Below are 18,271 nucleotides of genomic sequence, written 5' to 3'. Positions count from 1 at the left end.
AATTACTTTATCAAATAGGTTACAAATGTCTTCAATTTACGCTCTAACGGATTAAAGCGTAGCGGCTGATCCACATTTTTCCACCCTCTTTTTTCAAGCGCTCTTAAAATAGGTTCATAGGATGCCGCCATCATACGTGCTGGGCGCATGGCACTCTTCTTACATTCTTTCATTGCACGGCGCGCTTCCCGAAAATGGTCATGTGCACGACGCGCTAAAATACGAGCAACACCATCCAAACCATGCGCATAAAGTGCTTCTTGAGGATCCAATGGAACATTAAAACGCTCTAAAAGCTCTGCCGGCAAATACAAACGCCCTCTTTGAGCATCTTCAGAAATATCTCTCAAAATGTTAGTTAATTGCAGTGCCCGGCCAAGATGGTTAGACACTTTATCGGCCGCAGGAGATGAATCTCCAAACACTCGTACAGAAAGCCGACCCACAGCTGAAGCGACACGATCACAATATAAATCAAGGTTTTTTTCAGTCGGGGCAATAATGGGTGCTTCGCAATCCATCAACATTCCATCAATCACCGCGTGAAAGTCTTCTTTACGCAGTTGGTAGCGTGAAATAACCGCGATCAAAACACGGTCAAGAGCATCTCTCGCAACCCCTGAAAATAATTCATCAACTCTTTCATGCCACTCTTTCAGTGCCGCTATCGGATCTGAAACGCCAGCGTCTCCATCGGCGATATCATCAACGACACGACAAAAGGCATATACCGCAAACATTCCTTGACGCCGTGCGAGAGGTAGAATTTTCATTCCCTTCGCAAACGACGTTCCAGAATGATGAACAATCTGTTCTACATATTTTAAATCAGTCTGCGCACACAGCAATCCAGAAGAAGCACGTACTTTATCTGATAACATTTCTATCCTCTGACACCATGTCTCATATCGTTGTTGCTCTGATAATGACACAAACTCTTATCATTAACGAGAAGGTATATATTTTAGCGCATAAGCAAGAGCTTTGAGGCCATCAGCCTTCTTTAAAGCGACCCGTTCTTGAATGGGGTCTTTTTGGCGCAGCCTTTGAGCTAAAAGACATGATAACTTAACAATCACAGATGCTTCAAGCCGCATGTGCCGATTTCTAATTAACATAGGCAATGTGCTTGCCTGCCTATTTAAACGATCGACCTCATCAAGCATCCGATCAAATACACGGCGTATTCCCGGCTTGCTTCTGACAAGACGCAAATCATCTATCGTTACCCCCTCCTCTTCCATCCAAGAAGAAGGAACATAACATCGATCCAAAAATTTCAAATCTTTAGCCGCGTCTTGCAAATGATTAATCACTTGCAAAGCCGTGCATAAAGCATCTGAAGCAGGAAGTGTCTCTTTATTCTCACCGTGTAGAAGTAATAAAAAACGCCCCACAGGGTTTGCGGAATATTGACAGTAATGCAGTAACTCTTCCCAAGTGGCGTAACGATTTTTTTTCACATCCATGGAAAAAGCATGCAAAAGGTCTGTTGCTGTTTCGATTGGAACAGACCTTTTAATAAGAACGTCTCGTAAAACTTCGGCTGTATGCGCATCATAACGTTGTGGAGCTTTTTCTTCCCCTCGCATGATTGCAGCCATTGATCCAAGACGATCAAGTTTTTGCTCGTTTGTAAGCTCAGACGTATCCGAAATATCATCTGATGCCCGTGCAAAATTATAATATGCATGAACGTCAGATCTATTCCTTTTAGAGATCAACCACGAACCAACAGGGAAATTTTCATCCTGTTTCCCTTTCGTAGATGTCACGTCTTTTGCAGTCCACGCTTGTCCCATTATGTTGTTTCACCTGTATATGAGCGACTTTTCCAGCGAACACCAACACCACGATGATGGTTAATGGCAGATCCTATTGTTGCCGCCATGTAAAAAGCAGCAACTACTGGAAGAGGTAATGAGCGCCAAAAAGAAAGATTAAATCTTTTTAAGGTTGGTAGAAATGTAAGGCACGAAAGACAATAGGCAAAAATTCCAGCTTTTTTAGCGTTTTTACAACCTAACATTATAGAAAGAACAGGTACAAACCAAATCAGGCTCATGCCTAAAAGTGTTAAGAGCAAAAGAAAAGGAGAATAACGCAACTGAACATAAGCGGTGCGCGCAATCATATGCCAGATATCACGCATCCCTTCATATGGGCGAACGGACCAGGCAAGATTGCTATGCCCAAGATATAACCGTCCACCAGCGCGTTTTACATGTGCTGCCAAGGTGCAATCATCAATCAAAGCGCCTCGAATAGATTCTATTCCACCAATTTGCTCAAAAATAGGCCGATGTATTAAAATCGTCCCTCCTGCTGCACCTGCTATATGAGACTTTCTATTCGCAACGGATGCAAAAGGATAAAGCATTGCAAAAAAATAAACGAATGCGGGAACTAAAAACCGTTCTGCTGCGCTAATACAATTAAGAGTTACCATTTCTGAAACAAGATCCAGATTATCTTCACGAGCCTTGGTAAGCAAACTGCCTAAATGGTCAGGATCGTGAATAATATCCGCGTCTGTAAGAAGAATATATCCATCTGAGTTAATATGTTTGAGAGCTTCCTGCGCCCCTTGATGAACAGCCCAAAGCTTTCCGCTCCAGCCACTCGGTCGGTCTTGGCTGGTAATAATGGTCAAGCGTTGATGGGGATCGTCTATCGTACGGGCAATGTCTGCTGTTCCGTCTGTGCTTTGGTCATCCACAAGAATAACAGATAATTTTCCATCATAATGTTGCTTTAGAAGCGAACTAATACTCTCAAAAATAGATTCTGCTTCATCTCGAGCAGGCACTACAATGGCTACATCCGGAATACATTTAGGCGGCTTTTTCCGCTCTAATATAGGCCCTTTCTGCCAGAAAAAACCTCGAAAAAAAATCAGATATACCCAAGCGACGACGCTCGCAAAAACACTCTTCAACAACATTATTTTATACGCCCATGTAATCGAAACCATGAAACTGCATCTGCGATTGCATCACGTGCTGGCCGTGGAGCATAGCCAAGATCTCTTTGTGCTTTCAGAGAAGAAAAAAACATTAGTTTTTTTGACATTTCTAACGTTTCACGCGTCACTTTAGGCTGTATCCCAAAACCCCGAGCCAACCACTCAGAGGCAATAGCTACAGGATATAACCATGATTGTTTCAGTTTAATCTGGGGTGGCTTTACACATGCGATTTCACTGACCAGTCTAAAAATATCTCCTAGCATCATGTTTTCACCGCCTAGAATATATTTTTCACCTATTTTGCCACGCTCAAAAGCTAAAGCATGTCCTTCAGCAACATCATCAACATGAACAATATTTAAGCCAGTTTCAACATACGCCGGCATTTTTCCAGCCGCGCAATCCAGTATCATCTGCCCTGTGGGGGTGGGTTTAATATCTCTAGGCCCTACAGGAGTTGATGGATTTACAATAACAGCAGGCAGTCTTTTTTCACGTACTAATCTTAGAACCTCTTGCTCTGCCCTGTATTTTGAGAGCTTATAAATCCCGATCACCTTATCTTCTGCAACAAAGGTGTTTTCATCTGCGGGCACCCCGTCACTTCTTAAACCTAAAGCGGCAACTGACGAGCAATAAACAATTTTTTCAACACCAGCATTCAATGCTTCCAGCATCAAATGTTTAGTCCCCTCAACATTGGCTTGCATCATTGCTGAAGGGTCTGGCACCCAAAGTCTATAATCAGCCGCAATATGGAAAAGATTTTTTACACCTTTTAGTGCACTTGGCAGTGTTGATGGATCAGTTAAGTCACCAAAAACTAACTCAACACCATCAAGGGCTGCAATATTAGAACGATCTGAATTTGGACGTACAAATAAGCGCAGTTTATGTCCACGCTCTTGAAGAACACGGACAACAGCAGAGCCTACAAAACCAGAGCTGCCTGTAACGAGTGTTATATCGTTCATATTAGCATTGCTCCTTAGTTCATTCGACAATTTAATAACTTTTTTATTCCTATACTCTGCTCTTGCTCTATAGGAAAGCATCTCTAGGGCTAGAAAGTTATAGAACGGTGGGTTACAGGCATACCAAAACAAATTGTGATTAAGACGTTGAAAAAATCTCTTCCCATTATCCTTGCCGTACTTGGCCTTACACTTTTTACTTTTATTGCAGCAAAAGCAGGCATTCATCCTGTTGGCAACGCTTTAAAAAAAGTCGGTTTTAGCGGCTTTCTTCTATTGATTATTATTCAGCTTATCTTGGACCTTGGACTAGGGCTCGCTTGGAAAGCCGCCGTTCCACAACTTAGCTTTTTTCGTTTAACCAGTGCCCGCATTGTGCGCGATGCTGCGACAGCTTGTTTACCTTTCTCTCAATTAGGGGGGATGCTAATTGGTGTAAGAGCCACTATTTCAGGCCAATCTCCACACGACATTTATGGGAAACCCATCACTTGGCCAGAAGCGATTGCCGCAAATCTTGTTGATATTACAACCGAAGTGCTGGGACAAATAGCGTTTATCGGCCTCGCATTAATATGTCTTATTGGATATCGAGGATCTTCAGCTTTTATTATCCCACTCATTTTAGGAATGCTCTTTCTCATCGTTGGGAGTGTCGGGTTTATTTGGACGCAAAAGAATGGCGGTAGCCTTCTGCGTAAAACATCCTCCTTTCTTGGTCATCATATTGCTGCTGATTGGCAAAAAATTATGACCAACAACTCAGAGCTCTTTCAAGAACGTTTAGAAAATTTATGGGATCGGCCTGACCGTATTGCTCTTGGGGCATTAACCCACTTATTTTGTTGGATTGGCAGCGCATTTGTAACGTGGGTTTCTTTTTTACTACTTGGAGCACATATTAGTTTTCTCGCCGCTTTAGCGATAGAAGGTGTCGTGTGTGGTATTATGTCAGCCGGCTTTCTCGTTCCTGGCGCCCTTGGAGTACAAGAAATAGGGTATGTCACTCTGGGAATGGTGTTTGGGATTGATGCACAGGTTTCCTTAAGTATTTCTCTTTTGCGACGTGGACGTGATATTTTTATTGGAATACCTGTTCTTTTAATCTGGCAGTTTGTGGAAATAACCTGTTTAAAGCATAAAAAATCTTTAAATAGTTAACATTGCAAAGGTTCATTAATGGCGCTTTTTAACACCCTCTCCATTATCGGACCGGGGCTAATTGGTTCTTCTATTTTACGAAAAGCACGAGAAAATAACGCAATCGCCAATAAACTGATTGTTGCAGATAATAATCCCAACAACCTTAAACGTATAGAAGAGCTGAACTTAGCGGATGTTGTTACAGAAGATTTAACTGAAGCAGCCAAAGCTGATTGCGTAATTATTTGTGTCCCAGTTGGAGCTGTCGAAAACGTTGCCCAAGCTGTTTTGCCTCACATGCCTGCGGGAGCAATTTTATCGGATGTTGCATCCGTCCGTGGTAAGATTAGTCTAAAAATCCAACAAATTTTACCGCAAAATATCTCTTATGTCCCCGGACATCCAATGGCTGGAACAGAACATTCTGGCCCAGATGCAGGGTTTTCAAAGTTATTTGAAAATCGTTGGTGTTTACTCGTTCCACCACCCCATACAGACCCCCATGCGATTCATAAAATGGAAGAATTTTGGGCTTTATGTGGAGCAAAAACAAATATTCTAGCAGATGAAAAACATGACCGCATCTGCGCAATGGTTAGCCATTTGCCACACTTACTCGCTTTTACAATTTGCGATAGCGCTGACAATTTATCGGGAGAACTTAAAACAGCCGTTTTAGATTATGCAGCCTCTGGCTTTATGGATTTCACACGCATTGCAGGTTCAGACCCGATCATGTGGCGTGATATTTTTATTGAGAACAAAGACGCTATTTTAGACACGTTAGATCGATTTATTTTAAATGCTGAAACAATGGCTCAGGCCATTCGTGAAGGTGATGGAGCAACAATCACAAACAAAATCGAACATAGCCGACAAATTCGTCGCAAACTTATCGAAAACAAACAGGTTTAGATTATTGTGAGGTGAAAACCACCTCACAATAATCTACTAAAAAGGAACTATACCTTCACGACACGAAGTGTATTCGTACTTCCTGAATGACCATATGGTAGGCCAGCCAAGACAAGAATATGGTCCCCTTCATTGCTGAACTTTAGCTTACGAGCTAATTCAGCTGCTGGACCGGCCAAATCTTCAATACCATGGGCAGCACGGTCTCTTTCAACAACACGAGGGAATGCGCCCCATACAACACAAAGCCGACGGGCAACTTTAATATCTGGTGTTAAGGCTAAAATTGGGCAATGTGGCCGTTCCCGTGCCATACGCAATGCTCCTGCACCACTTTTGGTATGTGCTGCAATTGCTGTCGCAGTCAATGTACGGCTCACTTGCCAAGCGGCTTGTGCAACAGCATCCTGAACAGTCCCTTCGGGTTGAGGGCGTAAACGATCCATCCGCAAACGCCATTCATGATCCTGCTCTACACGAGATGCAATACGTGCCATAATCGAAACAGCTTCGATCGGATATTTACCGGCTGCACTTTCTGCTGAAAGCATGACAGCATCTGCACCGTCATAAACTGCATTCGAAACGTCAGATACCTCAGCCCGTGTAGGTGTTGCATTTTCAATCATGCTTTCCAGCATCTGTGTTGCCACGATGACAGGCTTACATTGACGACGCGCTTCAGCAATCGCTCTTTTCTGAGCAACTGGAACTTCTTCTGGAGGTAGTTCAACCCCTAAATCACCACGAGCGACCATCACAGCATCAGATTGATGAATAATCTCTTCTAATGAATCAATGGCTTGTGGCTTTTCAAGCTTGGTAATAATCGCTGCACGTCCATCAGCAATCTTGCGTGCTTCTTTAACGTCTTCCGCTCTTTGCACGAATGAAAGGGCAATAAAATCAACACCAATAGAAAGAGCGTATTGAAAGTCTTTATGATCTTTTTCTGTCAAGGCAGGAATAGGCAGGACTACGTCAGGAACATTAACGCCTTTATGTTCAGACAGCTTTCCACCGATAACCACTTCAGTTTCTAGTGCGCCGTCTTTTACTTCGACAACACGTAATTTAAGTTTTCCGTCATCCAGAAGAAGATTACTTCCAACCTTAGCCGCTGAAATAATTTCTGGGTGTGGAAGCGTAACACGATCCTGATTGCCAGGTTTATTATCTAAATCTAGGCGAAAGCGTTTACCTGACTCTAAAATAATAGGGCCATTTTCAAAAACACCAACACGTAACTTAGGTCCCTGTAAATCTGCTAAAATAGCAAGAGGATGACCTACCTGCTCTTCTGCGGCTCGAACAGCTGCATGCCGCTTTCCATGATCTTCATGTGTTCCATGAGAAAAGTTTAAGCGAAAAACGTTAACACCAGCTTTCGCAAGAGAAAGGATCATCTCTGGCGAGGATGAAGCTGGCCCAAGAGTTGCGACGATCCGTGTACGACGATGATGAGAAATGGATGTCATGATATGGCGTCCTCGCTGAATAATCAGTTAGGTTGAATCGTTTCGCCAGGGAGGAGCCCCCAGAATAAACGACGTGGTAACCAGCCCTGATAGCCTTTTACAGAAACTTGGCACCACTGTGAATTTTGTGGGCATAATTTAATATTACCCACCGTTCCCGGCTGAAGAAGAGCAACAATGCTACTATCTTCTTCCGGATGGCTCATGAGTGAAATGTCATTTTTATATGAACGCGCATCTTCTTGAGTAGAAACATGTCCTAAGATACGAGCGTCAGCACGTCCAATATGGTCCCCTTCTTTTGCAGACGCCTCCCCAACCTGAGCCTTAACCCCTGTTGGTGGCAACCCTGGAATGACAAATGTGCGACTTCCATAGAGCGTTGCCTGATGAACCCAGCCTTTTTGACCATCAGAGTCTTCTACCAATCTCCAGACATCAAACTCGCGCTCTACCTCAACAGGTAAACCGCGACGATGATAGACCCAGTCTATTGGATAACGATCTCCTGGCCCTCTTCTCATATAAACTTTGTCAGCACGTAATGCTGCAAAGCGAGGAAGTGGCAAACCTGTATTCGTTCCTTTGTTGGAATTATCTGGAACAGGCGCCGTTGGAGGTGTCTGTGTAGATGGAGCTGTTGCTGCAACTGATGCGCCTACGGCAGCAACAGCAGCTCCCGCAACGGCCCCTGTTGTAGCACGTCTTACTAATCTTTTTTTATGAGCAGCCCTAGCCGCCTCTATCGTTCGAGCTTTTTTCCCGGTCGTTTTTTTTAAATGCCGAGCAGTGACTTTATTCGTCTTTTTTTCAACTTTAGAGGCATGAGGATGTTTATGGTGTGCAGCATCCGCAGGAGATGCAGCTATTGCCATATACCCTAACAAAATTAACATCGAAAACCGATGGTAACGCAGAGTCTGCAAGAAAAAAGGACCAGACATTCTCATAAGCATATCCCTGCCAACGGGAAACAATTTCGGCAAGCCTTCAAAAAACAAAACTTAGTGAAGAAACAATCACAAAGAAAAGATTTGATGATTTTGAGACTTTTCCAAAAAAGTAACCACACCTCGAATAGAAACTTCTCGCTCCAGCATTTCCGGTAAAAGATCCGTCATTGCTACTCCAGCCTGACAGGCCATTAATTCGCCTCCCAAGTCAATTACTGCATCACGTAATTCTTTAAAACCGGCTACTTTTTTTAAAGCCAACTCCGCATCGGGAATATAACCCGATAGGCCTGACCAATCTTTTGCCAATGCTTTAACACTCTGCCCTCCCGCGAAAAGAGTAACAGAACGCCCTATTGATAAAGCTCCAGCGGCGACAACGAAAGCATAGTGGGCACGTTGCCATGAATCATCCGATAAACTAAGAAAAAGATGTTTCTCCATGGAATAACTTTCATTCTACATGCATAGGACAAGCAGGATCACGTGATACTTTTAAAGTTCGAAAGGTGCTGGTTAAAGCATCCCAAACGGTGAAAAATGTTTCTGCTGTATCGCGTAACTGCATAATCTCAATTGTGGTTTCTACCGCCATTAGGCTGCCCATTACACCAGCAGCGGGCCCAAGCACCCCAGATTGTCCACAGGTTAGAGCATCTGTCTCGTTCGCCTCAGGAAAAAGACAACGATAACAAGGGCCGCCTTTATGAGGTCTAAAAACACCTATTTGTCCTGAAAAACCCTGTACAGCTCCTGAAACAAGTGTCTTCCCGTGTTTAACACATGCATCTGACACAGTTAATCTCGTTGTGAAATTATCACTCCCATCACAAACAATGTCATATGTTGGAATTATCTGATCAAGATTATTCTGATCCGCTTTGATCACCATGGGCGTTGCAGTAATAAATGGATTTAATAATTCCGCTTTTTCCGCAGCAACCTCTGCCTTGTAACGACCAATATCTGCTTCTTGATATAAAATCTGTCTTTGTAAATTACTTAATTCAATTCGATCATGATCAACTAACCCCAGATGCCCTACCCCTGAAGACGCTAATTGTTGCACCAAAGGCGCACCTAAGCCTCCCATACCAACAACCAAGACAGAAGCATTTTTTAGGTTCGACTGACCTAAAGCCCCAACTTCTGGCAAAAGAATATGCCGAGAATAACGCTCAAGCTCTCGATCAGAAAAATAATTTATCATATCAAAATAAGACTAACTTTTACGGCAAAATTAAGATAGTTTAGTAAAAGAACGTTGCTTACACTTGTCAAAAGGGAGATCCAAAATGCCATCTATCCGACGGATCTTCTCTTCACGCATTGGCTTCGGTAGCATATTTGCTTTAGGTAGTGTAGCTGTTATTTATCTCATCTCTCCATTTTGGACGTTATGGAGCATTGAGCGCGCCATGAAAGTAAACAACTCTAAAAAAGTTGTTTCTTATTTAGATTGGACTTCAGTTTCGCACTCTATCAAAAAACAGGTCACTCCACCTGAAGATGGTTTGGGAGAAGATCTTCCCGGTTTCGGGCGTTCCTTTTTAGGGAGTGTTATCGTCAATAAGATGAATAATGATACGCCAGAAAATTTTCTGAAATCGATCCATGGCTTTATTCTTCCAGTGCAGAATAATAGCCCTTCCAGCACTATGTTCTGGCCATTTTCTGGGCATTTACATGCTCATTTTACGAGCCCAAATACATTTTCTACAGAGTTAGAGGAGCCCGGAAAGACACCGCTTATTATTCATATGGAATTTGTAAAATGGGGCTGGAAAATCACTCGCTTTGACCTTCCAACCCCTCTTAATAATTCTACACCCAGACCCTAGGTTACTCAGCCGGCAAATCTTCTTCCAGTACAGTCATGTGAATAGCATACGAAACTTCACCTTCATCCTCATCGCGATGAACTGTACCGACCACTTCTCCAGCGACAGCAATTTCTACACTCATGCCTTTTCTCGCCGGCTTATTAACGGTTAATTTTGGCGAACCAAGAAGACGTTGTAGCGTTATCTGAAGACGCTTCACCTCGGAAAGGGTTATATCAGCCATTAAATTGGTATTCCTTATCGTTGCCTTACTCTTTGGGTGGCTTATCCTATCGTTGGGACAAAAGTAAAGTCACATCGAAAAGTTTAATTTTACCCACCTTAAGGTTCAAAAGCGTTTGGTGGTTTCTACTCATCCGTTCTGGTTTTAACCAGACTTTCAGCTTTTATTAAAATAATGGAGAAAAAATGCGTCTGCATTTCTTACGCATTTCCGGGATAATTCTTTCAGCTGTTACTCTTTCAGGGTGTGGGTACTTTGACTCACGCAATGCCCATAGAGCACAGATTGAAATGATCGGAATGACCAGTTATGACTTGCAAGCCTGCGCTGGTATTCCGGGAAGCGTCAAAAAACTTAATAACACAACCGAAATTTGGCAGTATAGTGCTTCAAAAACCTTAACAACTCTTTCTGGAGATAGTGGTTTTTTCCCGGTTCAATCCTTTGTTAATATTTATCAATCTGCTCTCGGCGGTGGCGGAAACTCATGTCACATGATCCTTCGGCTCGATCATGATCGTGTGTCTGAAATTCATTATGCAGGTAACGATGATGAATATATCGGAACAGATGGTATCTGCTCTCTTATAACCCGCGGATGTGGCCGGCAGCGTGAATCAACCATGCATCGTGTCAATGCCGGTCCTTTTGGACCTGTTTCAGCTTTCCACTCTCCTGCAATTGCTCCTCAGAGTTCAAGTGCAACCTATTCAGAGCAATCTGGAAAATATGTTCCTAAGTTTAGTGACGATAAAACTGTTCCCCTCATTCAACCTGCCAAATAAAAAATGCCGGGCTTACCCGGCATCCCTTTAAGGGTTAATCAGATCCTTCATTTTTTTTACGGAATAACCCAAACCATAAAAAACCGCATTACTAATTAGAAAATGCCCTATATTCAGTTCTTTTAGTTTTGGGAGTTGAAGAATAGGAATCACATTTTCAAAAGTTAATCCATGTCCTGCATGAAGTTCTATCTCAAGTTTTTCTACCTCTTTTGCAGCTTTTTCCAACCGCTCCAACTCCCCTACTCCACCATGAGCATAAGCCCCTGTATGGAGTTCAACAACGGGAACATTTAACTCTTTAGCTGCTCTAATTTGCTCTATATCTGGATCAATAAAAAGAGATACACGGATACCGGCATCTTGCAATTTCAAAATCTTTGGATGCAAAGCATTAATTTGAGACGCAACATTTAAGCCGCCTTCTGTTGTTACCTCTTCCCTTTTTTCTGGCACCAGACAGCAAGCATGTGGCTTTAAACGTGCAGCGATATCGACCATTTCTTCTGTAGCGGCCATTTCAAAGTTCAATGGTGCAGATAGTTCTTTAAGCCTTGCCATATCAGCATCACGAATATGCCGCCTGTCTTCTCTTAAATGCGCTGTAATACCATCTGCACCGGCCTTAATCGCTAATTGTGCTGCCTCCACAGGGTCTGGATAATTTCCTCCACGCGCGTTTCGCAGAGTCGCCACGTGATCTATATTTACTCCCAGACGGATCATGATTTTTTCCTTCTATATACAGCCATTTGATCGGCTAATTTTATGGCAGACAACAAACTGGAAACATCTGCTTTTCCTGTGTCAGAACCGATAGGCTGTGCAATATTAAATGCTGTTCCATGATCGGGTGATGTCCGAATAATAGGCAATCCCAATGTTACATTCACGCCTTCGGCCATATCGAGTGTTTTTAATGGAATCAAAGCTTGGTCATGATACATACATATTGCCGCATCGTAGCTGGATCTTATCCCAGCACTAAACATGGTATCTGGCGGCATTGGCCCAGATACGTGAATACCTTCGGACTTTAAACGATTTATCGCTGGTATAATAATATCTTGTTCTTCACTCCCCATCAGACCAGCCTCTCCGGCATGAGGGTTCAAACCAGCAATAGCTAAATGAGGAGCTGATATTCCAAAATCTTTTTTTAAAGCGATATTGGTTGCCTTAGCAACCTCAATCACGCGTTCACTTGTTAATGACTCAATCGCGTTTCTTAAAGACACATGAATACTAATGGGAACCACTTTTAAAGAGGGTGACGCTAGCATCATTATTTCATTTCCAGCACTATTGCATAATGCTGCGAGAAACTCTGTGTGCCCTGGATAAGGAAAGCCGGCTTCCGCCAAAATATTTTTAGCAATAGGATTGGTCACTACCCCTGATGCCTGCTCTGCTTGTACAAAGTGCACAGCTTTTTCAATACTTGAAATAACTGCAGAAGCATTCTGAGGCGTTGGTTTTCCTGCTTGAACTAAAACAGGGCACCGTACCGAAATAATAGGAAGTGCTGTTGGGAAAACGTCTTTTGCTTCTTCAGGAGTTTGTATTTCTACAAAAGGAACACTGTCATTGAATAATCGTGAGTCCCCAAGCCAAAAAAAGACTAGTCCAGTTTTTTTTAATGCTTTCCAAGCAGAAACAGTCAACTCAGGGCCAATCCCAGCAGGGTCTCCTAATGTTAATGCAATAGGTAAAGACATATAATCTATTAAGCTTCTGCTAATGCTGCGAGAATACGAACCCAAGAGCGAATGCCCTTATGAAAAGACTCTACTCCATATTGCTCATTAGGTGAATGAATACGATCATCTGCTTGGGCAAACCCAATTAACAAAGTATCCAGCCCTAAAGCTTCTCTCACTTCTCCAGCGACAGGAATAGAACCGCCTGATCCAATTGTTGCAGCTTTTACTCCCCACTCTTCCGTTAAAGCGTTTAATGCTGGAGCTAAATATTTACTTTCCCGAGATACGGCAAACCCCTCCGATGCACCAAAAGACTTAAACTCCACTTTTGCATCTTTGGGGAGTAAAGATGTTACGTGGTCTCTAAAAGATTTCTCAATTAATGCTGGGTTCTGACCGGGGACTAAGCGGAATGAAACTTTTGCAGAAGCTTTTGCGGGTAAAACCGTCTTAAAACCATCCCCCTCATATCCTCCAGAAATTCCGTTAATCTCACAGCTAGGACGGCACCATGTTTGCTCTATCGCCGTATATCCTTTTTCTCCTGCTGCAACACTCAAACCTGCTTCAGATAATAAATTTTCGTCACTAGGAAAAATTTTCTTCCATTGATCTCTCGTCTCTGAGGAAGGCTCGATAATGCCATCGTAAAAATTAGGAAGTGTCACACGGCCATCAATATCTCTTAAAGATGCTAATATATGACACAAAATAGCAATGGGATTAGCCGCAGCATTGCCATAAATTCCAGAATGCAAATCATGAGAAGCGCATTGGATAGTTACTTCTTGTGTTACCATTCCACGTAATGAAGTGGTAATACCGGGTGTTACCCGATCGGCCATTGCTGTATCACACACCAATACAACATCTGAAAGTAACTCATCTGCATTTTCTTTTAGAAATGGGAGCAAGTTCTCTCCACCGCTTTCTTCTTCTCCTTCTAAAAGAATACTCACATTTACAGGTAAAGAACCGTTAACTGCTTTCCAAGCACGACATGCCTCTAAAAAGGTCATGACCTGCCCTTTATCATCACTCGCACCACGAGCAATAATTACTTTATGTCCAGAAACGCTTTCTTTTAAAACAGGGTCAAAAGGCGGAGTTCCCCACAAATGATCAGGATCTGTGGGTTGAACATCGTAATGTCCATAAAACAAAACATGTGGTTTTGCAGAGGATTGGTCAGAATGAGCCAGCACCATAGGGTGGCCCGGTTTAGCCCATTTAACCTCCCTTAGACTGGCCTTAAAACCTATTGATTGCAAATCTTCTTTCAACCAATTGGCTGCTTTACGGCAGTCTTCAGCATGTATAGGTTGCGTTGATATGCTTGGGATACGCAGTAGTTCAAATAATTTTTGAATAGAAACATCTAAATTTTGATCAACATAATTCAATACGGAATTTAGAGACTGCATGTTATTCATAAATAAACCTATTCTGGGATTTCAATACCAATACGTGGAGCAAATGTTTCATTTTCTTCAAGAGAAACTTCATTCTCGTCATTAACACTCTGAATTTCAGGCAATACGGTATCCATCGTTTTTCGTGGACGAACACGTAAAGGAGTTGGTGATAGTTTTACCTCCTTTTTCAGGTTATGTGTTTCAAAAGCATACGGAGATACAGGAACCTCACCTTCTCCCCGCGCGAGGGATAATATATGTTGTACATGTTCCTTAAAATGAGCTTTATATGGTGGATCCTGAATAAATTTCTGAACTGTATCAGATATATCTTCCCATAGATTTTTATTGGTATAAAGCTTTATAATGGCTTCAGCGAAACGCTGAGGATCAGAAAAACCACCATTCAAACATTGTTTTCCATCGATCCAGCCAATCTGACTGCAACTCGTTTCACCTATAACCGCCGGTAATCCTTCTTTAGCTGCAATAATGTTTTCAAAAACAATTTTACTACTAACTCGTGTTGGATCTATAAAAACTCGTTTCGTACGATAAAGCTCTCTACTATCCCCCCAAAACAACTCTACTCTCGAATGTTGAGTATAAGCTGTTAAATCAATGGAAGGGTCACAATCTGCCGCTAACGTTACAAGAACATTATTAGGTAACTTTTTATCTAATATTGGTAAAACATGATTGATGAACCAATCCAAACCATCATGCACAGCATCTCCAGATTCATTAATTGGCAGATTAAATAATACTCCTTCTCGTTCATCAAAAGATAGAAAATCCTTTGTCAAATATTCTTTTACTGGTGGCATTAAATAAATAACATTCCCATAACCAGCTCTTTTAATATTATCGGTTTCTTCGTGATAACTGGCTGTTATCATTTGGCATAAATAAGCATTAGACAACTCTTGTTTTAAATCTTCTACTTCTTGTTGTTTGTCATCCACACAACCTGTTTTTTTTCTGTAGTAAACCTCTTCCGCTTTTGAGCCATTAACAGACAAGATCATGCTTAAAGACGGAATATGCTGTATGTTATTCTCTAAAATAGGCTTTATACGATCTAACGTTTGAATTTCTGATACCCAGACATAATCAAATGATCCACTACGCTCTGATAAAAATCCAGATAGTCCATCAATTCCCGTATCCAGAATTAATTCGATATTGTTTGGAAAATCCAAAGCAATATCAATATCATCCATAATTTCTTTTCTGAGTGAGAGAATAGTTACATTATATCCCAGATCAGATAAATTTCTAATCAGCTCATAATTATATAAGTTTACCCCCCCTCCCATATTCTTTGGGAATTGACCGCAAACAAAAAGAATATTTTCATTTTGAGATGAAAAACGAGCTTTGAAAATATTGCTTCCTACCCACAAATGGCGTGACAAAAGCGCAGGAAACCTTCTTCTCAAATATAATTCATTCCGGGCTTTAAAATCGCTAGGGAAGAACATTTCCCTCTGGACCCGAGTTAATAAAGCTGGATCGTAAACGATCTTCCCGCCTTTTTCCCTTAAACCTAAGCACAAAGATAGGAATTGAGCCTCATATCCAATCAAATTCTCGTCTAAACCAGACAATTCTTTAATCTTATCAGCTCTAATTAATAGCCCCCCGTGCGTTATTGCATCTACATGACGAGAGAAATTGATCGTAGAATCATTGGCTCTCATCCCACGACCAAAGGCAATCGAACTTCCATCTCGCCAAACAATAGTTCCTGCTTCAACAACTCGAGCATCTAGCCCTAGGCACTGCCCACCAACAGCAAATACCCCTTCAGCTGAAAAATGTTTTAACGTCTTTTTAAGGGTTTCAGGAAAAAATTGCGTCCCAGGCAACATAAACAATACATGCGGTGCCTGAACACCCTGCAATACCTTATTTATTCTGTCCTTATCCCTTACAGAATAATGATTTTTATAAACTCTAACTCCTTTTGTAACTCGATGAATATCCTCCAACTCATCTGTGGAACCATTATCCACTAAAATAACTTCTAAATCGCCAAAATTATTTTCATGTAATGAGACCAAGCTCAACATTAGCTCTGAAAATTGATTATCAACCGGAATAACGACACTGATGACAGGTGCTTTTATTAAACGAAAATCTAAAGGTGAACGGATAAGAGACGGTAATAAACTAATCGATTTTAATTCACTTAATTTATAATATTCATCACTTGATGTTGTAATTGCTTTATTTTTATCTTTCCCATTATTCTGATTGCTTACCCACAACGCAAAAACATCATCAAATTTTTTCTTATTAACTTCCTTTTGTATTTCAATATCTTCTGCAAAAGCTTTCAGATCAACGTCTGAATGCGGAGCCCGAAATTCGTGCACGCCAAAGCGGATAAAATGTTCGTACCCATTACGAAACCCACCATTTTCAACAGTGCTTGCTATGTCAGGATATGTCTGGGCGTAAAATTGTTCGCTAAACCACTGGTTAGGATCATAAGCTGTCGGAGTTGAATTCGTTAAATAATGGTGCAACGGATTAAGAAAACGACCTTCCTTAATCGCAACTGCAACATCAGGATATTTCTCCAGATACCATACAGGATCAAAATACCAAGATGTTCGGGAACCCCCCATTTCTTCTGAATCTAAGAATTGTTCCAAATCCCCTTTATCAAAATCATAAGGTAGATTTTGCTCCCAGCACGCATTACGAAAAATAATTGGGTTAAAGAAAATACTAGCTTGCCTTTGTTCTTTAACCCCCTGTCGCAAATAATGATCATAGCCATTCACAAACCCCGAAGAGCGCAGTTTATGTATACTTAAATCAGAGTTACGACGGAAATATTCTTTGTCAGAGAAGAGCCAATGCGGCGCACGGCTTGGGTAGCCTATTTCACAATAGTGTAGATATCCACAATTGAATATCCCCACTTCGATGCCGTTTCGAACGTCACTGTTCTGGCGCCTATACCATTCTTCATCAAAATAATAATTTGGAGAAAAGCCTTTCAAAGCACCGTATTCAAGCCAGTGCCTTTCAAAATCTTCGTCACTTAAATCAGATATTTTTTTTCCTTCAGGTAAAAAATCATCATTTTGAATCTGACGTCCGTATTTTTCTTTATACCATTGTGGGTCAAATTTGCCCCATGCAGGATGTCGTTCCCCCGAAAAAGACGGAGACGCAAGAATGGAATCTTTAAAGTTCATGCTCATCACCTTGTTTCGAAGCTAACATCCACCAATAAATTCAACGCTATAGTTCGTAATTTCTTATTTTTTTCTCGATAACCAGAGATTATGGAAATCAATCGGTTGAATATTCATAACAGGGAAACCCGCTTCACGAACCGTATTTAAAAGAATAATACGTGCTGATGGGAATAAATACTCCGGCGCTTTTGCAAGCAATAAAGGCTCTACCTCGGCAGGAGAACTCACCCCTGCAACAGAAAAAAGACCTGCATATGCAATATGTGCCTCATACAATACACGTGGTGTCGTACCGTTTTTTTCTGGCTGCTCTAACCCTTGTGCTCGGATAACCAAACTGACTTCAAAGTTTGGCTGCCCGTCTGCTAACTGACGCGCATTAACATCCACAACTAATCCAACGGAAGGTTTAGAAGGCAAGTGACGAAAAACGTCAGGCGTGTTCGGAATATCTATTGAAAGGGTACGAAGATACTGTGATCCAATTTCCAACGCTGATTTCTGCTTTTCGGTAGCTGCTTTATGATGAGCACCTTTAACGGTATCGGCGTGAGCATGATCGTTCATTCTAATTATACCTCTTTTAAGTCTCTGATGTTTTATAACAAAATATAAATACTGTAACGAAAAGAACGTCAAAAACCGCTATAAG

18 protein-coding genes are annotated in these 18,271 nt (G+C 41.7%); 4 read left to right on the top strand and 14 right to left on the bottom strand.

Annotated features, from left to right (window positions below):
- Positions 1 to 2: 2 nt before the first annotated feature.
- From hpnD to hpnA, 4 genes are all read right to left on the bottom strand, one after another.
- Positions 3 to 881 carry a presqualene diphosphate synthase HpnD gene (hpnD, locus tag E3D00_RS09660; RefSeq protein ID WP_141462096.1) on the bottom strand — a complete coding sequence of 293 codons (879 nt, stop codon included), beginning with the start codon at positions 879 to 881 and terminating at the stop codon, positions 3 to 5.
- A 63-nt stretch (positions 882 to 944) separates the two neighbouring features.
- On the bottom strand, positions 945 to 1,802 hold the full coding sequence (gene hpnC, locus E3D00_RS09655) for a squalene synthase HpnC (RefSeq protein ID WP_141462094.1): 858 nt from the start codon (positions 1,800 to 1,802) through the stop codon (positions 945 to 947).
- Positions 1,802 to 2,944, bottom strand: a complete 1,143-nt coding sequence (locus E3D00_RS09650) for a glycosyltransferase (protein ID WP_141462092.1) — start codon at positions 2,942 to 2,944, stop codon at positions 1,802 to 1,804. Before E3D00_RS09650 ends, hpnC begins: the two co-directional genes overlap by 1 nt.
- Positions 2,944 to 3,942 (bottom strand): hopanoid-associated sugar epimerase, encoded by a 999-nt coding sequence (gene hpnA / locus E3D00_RS09645; protein WP_141462090.1) that lies wholly within the window; start codon positions 3,940 to 3,942, stop codon positions 2,944 to 2,946. Before hpnA ends, E3D00_RS09650 begins: the two co-directional genes overlap by 1 nt.
- Before the next feature lie 147 nt (positions 3,943 to 4,089).
- Here hpnA and E3D00_RS09640 point away from each other — a divergent pair, with 147 nt between their 5' ends.
- The gene (locus E3D00_RS09640) at positions 4,090 to 5,103 is read left to right on the top strand and encodes a lysylphosphatidylglycerol synthase domain-containing protein (RefSeq protein WP_246091430.1); all 1,014 of its coding nucleotides are present in this window, start codon (positions 4,090 to 4,092) and stop codon (positions 5,101 to 5,103) included.
- Positions 5,104 to 5,121: 18 nt separating this feature from the next.
- Entirely contained in the window at positions 5,122 to 6,000 is an 879-nt protein-coding gene (locus E3D00_RS09635) for a prephenate dehydrogenase/arogenate dehydrogenase family protein (RefSeq protein ID WP_141462086.1), read from the top strand.
- A 47-nt stretch (positions 6,001 to 6,047) separates the two neighbouring features.
- Here the strand turns inward: E3D00_RS09635 and pyk are convergent, their stop codons facing one another.
- The 4 genes from pyk to E3D00_RS09615 all read right to left on the bottom strand — a co-directional run bounded on the left by pyk (position 6,048) and on the right by E3D00_RS09615 (position 9,641).
- Positions 6,048 to 7,478: a pyruvate kinase gene (gene pyk, locus E3D00_RS09630; protein ID WP_141462084.1), complete on the bottom strand. Its 1,431-nt coding sequence runs from the start codon at positions 7,476 to 7,478 to the stop codon at positions 6,048 to 6,050.
- A 23-nt stretch (positions 7,479 to 7,501) separates the two neighbouring features.
- The gene (locus E3D00_RS09625) at positions 7,502 to 8,422 is read right to left on the bottom strand and encodes an SH3 domain-containing protein (RefSeq protein WP_246091429.1); all 921 of its coding nucleotides are present in this window, start codon (positions 8,420 to 8,422) and stop codon (positions 7,502 to 7,504) included.
- 75 nt (positions 8,423 to 8,497) lie between these two features.
- Entirely contained in the window at positions 8,498 to 8,875 is a 378-nt protein-coding gene (locus E3D00_RS09620) for a hypothetical protein (protein ID WP_141462080.1), read from the bottom strand.
- A 10-nt stretch (positions 8,876 to 8,885) separates the two neighbouring features.
- The gene (locus E3D00_RS09615) at positions 8,886 to 9,641 is read right to left on the bottom strand and encodes a HesA/MoeB/ThiF family protein (RefSeq protein ID WP_141462079.1); all 756 of its coding nucleotides are present in this window, start codon (positions 9,639 to 9,641) and stop codon (positions 8,886 to 8,888) included.
- 85 nt (positions 9,642 to 9,726) lie between these two features.
- Between E3D00_RS09615 and E3D00_RS09610 the strand changes: the two genes are divergently transcribed.
- Complete coding sequence (locus tag E3D00_RS09610; protein WP_141462077.1) at positions 9,727 to 10,272, top strand: DUF2939 domain-containing protein; 546 nt, start codon at positions 9,727 to 9,729, stop codon at positions 10,270 to 10,272.
- A gap of 1 nt (position 10,273) precedes the next feature.
- On the opposite strand, the gene E3D00_RS09605 is transcribed toward E3D00_RS09610, so the two are convergent.
- Positions 10,274 to 10,498, bottom strand: a complete 225-nt coding sequence (locus tag E3D00_RS09605) for a DUF3126 family protein (RefSeq protein ID WP_141462075.1) — start codon at positions 10,496 to 10,498, stop codon at positions 10,274 to 10,276.
- A 185-nt stretch (positions 10,499 to 10,683) separates the two neighbouring features.
- On the opposite strand from E3D00_RS09605, the gene E3D00_RS09600 reads away from it, so the two are divergent.
- Positions 10,684 to 11,283, top strand: a complete 600-nt coding sequence (locus E3D00_RS09600; protein WP_141462073.1) for a hypothetical protein — start codon at positions 10,684 to 10,686, stop codon at positions 11,281 to 11,283.
- 27 nt (positions 11,284 to 11,310) lie between these two features.
- Here E3D00_RS09600 and E3D00_RS09595 read toward each other — a convergent pair whose 3' ends face one another.
- From E3D00_RS09595 to E3D00_RS09575, 5 genes are all read right to left on the bottom strand, one after another.
- Positions 11,311 to 12,009: a pyridoxine 5'-phosphate synthase gene (locus tag E3D00_RS09595; RefSeq protein ID WP_141462071.1), complete on the bottom strand. Its 699-nt coding sequence runs from the start codon at positions 12,007 to 12,009 to the stop codon at positions 11,311 to 11,313.
- Entirely contained in the window at positions 12,006 to 13,001 is a 996-nt protein-coding gene (gene pdxA / locus E3D00_RS09590; RefSeq protein ID WP_141462069.1) for a 4-hydroxythreonine-4-phosphate dehydrogenase PdxA, read from the bottom strand. The genes E3D00_RS09595 and pdxA overlap by 4 nt, the downstream gene beginning before the upstream one ends.
- Before the next feature lie 8 nt (positions 13,002 to 13,009).
- A complete protein-coding gene (locus E3D00_RS09585) occupies positions 13,010 to 14,419 on the bottom strand; it encodes a M20/M25/M40 family metallo-hydrolase (protein WP_141462067.1) in 1,410 nt (469 codons plus the stop codon).
- An 8-nt stretch (positions 14,420 to 14,427) separates the two neighbouring features.
- The gene (locus E3D00_RS09580) at positions 14,428 to 17,616 is read right to left on the bottom strand and encodes a glycosyltransferase family 2 protein (protein ID WP_181441963.1); all 3,189 of its coding nucleotides are present in this window, start codon (positions 17,614 to 17,616) and stop codon (positions 14,428 to 14,430) included.
- A 63-nt stretch (positions 17,617 to 17,679) separates the two neighbouring features.
- Entirely contained in the window at positions 17,680 to 18,186 is a 507-nt protein-coding gene (locus E3D00_RS09575; protein ID WP_141462064.1) for a protein-export chaperone SecB, read from the bottom strand.
- Between the last annotated feature and the right edge of the window lie 85 nt (positions 18,187 to 18,271).

The sequence above is a fragment of the Swingsia samuiensis genome (assembly GCF_006542355.1).
Lineage (GTDB): Bacteria > Pseudomonadota > Alphaproteobacteria > Acetobacterales > Acetobacteraceae > Gluconobacter > Gluconobacter samuiensis.
The sequence above is the reverse complement of the archived record's forward strand: the minus strand, read 5'-3'. Positions and strand labels throughout refer to the sequence as shown.

Excerpts from the sequence above, each read along its gene's own strand:
- hpnD (WP_141462096.1), bottom strand. The coding sequence starts at position 881 with ATGTTATCAGATAAAGTACGTGCTTCTTCTGGATTGCTGTGTGCGCAG.
- hpnC (WP_141462094.1), bottom strand. The coding sequence starts at position 1,802 with ATGGGACAAGCGTGGACTGCAAAAGACGTGACATCTACGAAAGGGAAA.
- E3D00_RS09650 (WP_141462092.1), bottom strand. The coding sequence starts at position 2,944 with ATGTTGTTGAAGAGTGTTTTTGCGAGCGTCGTCGCTTGGGTATATCTG.
- hpnA (WP_141462090.1), bottom strand. The coding sequence starts at position 3,942 with ATGAACGATATAACACTCGTTACAGGCAGCTCTGGTTTTGTAGGCTCT.
- E3D00_RS09635 (WP_141462086.1), top strand. The coding sequence starts at position 5,122 with ATGGCGCTTTTTAACACCCTCTCCATTATCGGACCGGGGCTAATTGGT.
- pyk (WP_141462084.1), bottom strand. The coding sequence starts at position 7,478 with ATGACATCCATTTCTCATCATCGTCGTACACGGATCGTCGCAACTCTT.
- E3D00_RS09625 (WP_246091429.1), bottom strand. The coding sequence starts at position 8,422 with ATGTCTGGTCCTTTTTTCTTGCAGACTCTGCGTTACCATCGGTTTTCG.
- E3D00_RS09620 (WP_141462080.1), bottom strand. The coding sequence starts at position 8,875 with ATGGAGAAACATCTTTTTCTTAGTTTATCGGATGATTCATGGCAACGT.
- E3D00_RS09615 (WP_141462079.1), bottom strand. The coding sequence starts at position 9,641 with ATGATAAATTATTTTTCTGATCGAGAGCTTGAGCGTTATTCTCGGCAT.
- E3D00_RS09610 (WP_141462077.1), top strand. The coding sequence starts at position 9,727 with ATGCCATCTATCCGACGGATCTTCTCTTCACGCATTGGCTTCGGTAGC.
- E3D00_RS09605 (WP_141462075.1), bottom strand. The coding sequence starts at position 10,498 with ATGGCTGATATAACCCTTTCCGAGGTGAAGCGTCTTCAGATAACGCTA.
- E3D00_RS09600 (WP_141462073.1), top strand. The coding sequence starts at position 10,684 with ATGCGTCTGCATTTCTTACGCATTTCCGGGATAATTCTTTCAGCTGTT.
- E3D00_RS09595 (WP_141462071.1), bottom strand. The coding sequence starts at position 12,009 with ATGATCCGTCTGGGAGTAAATATAGATCACGTGGCGACTCTGCGAAAC.
- pdxA (WP_141462069.1), bottom strand. The coding sequence starts at position 13,001 with ATGTCTTTACCTATTGCATTAACATTAGGAGACCCTGCTGGGATTGGC.
- E3D00_RS09585 (WP_141462067.1), bottom strand. The coding sequence starts at position 14,419 with ATGAATAACATGCAGTCTCTAAATTCCGTATTGAATTATGTTGATCAA.
- E3D00_RS09580 (WP_181441963.1), bottom strand. The coding sequence starts at position 17,616 with ATGAACTTTAAAGATTCCATTCTTGCGTCTCCGTCTTTTTCGGGGGAA.
- E3D00_RS09575 (WP_141462064.1), bottom strand. The coding sequence starts at position 18,186 with ATGAACGATCATGCTCACGCCGATACCGTTAAAGGTGCTCATCATAAA.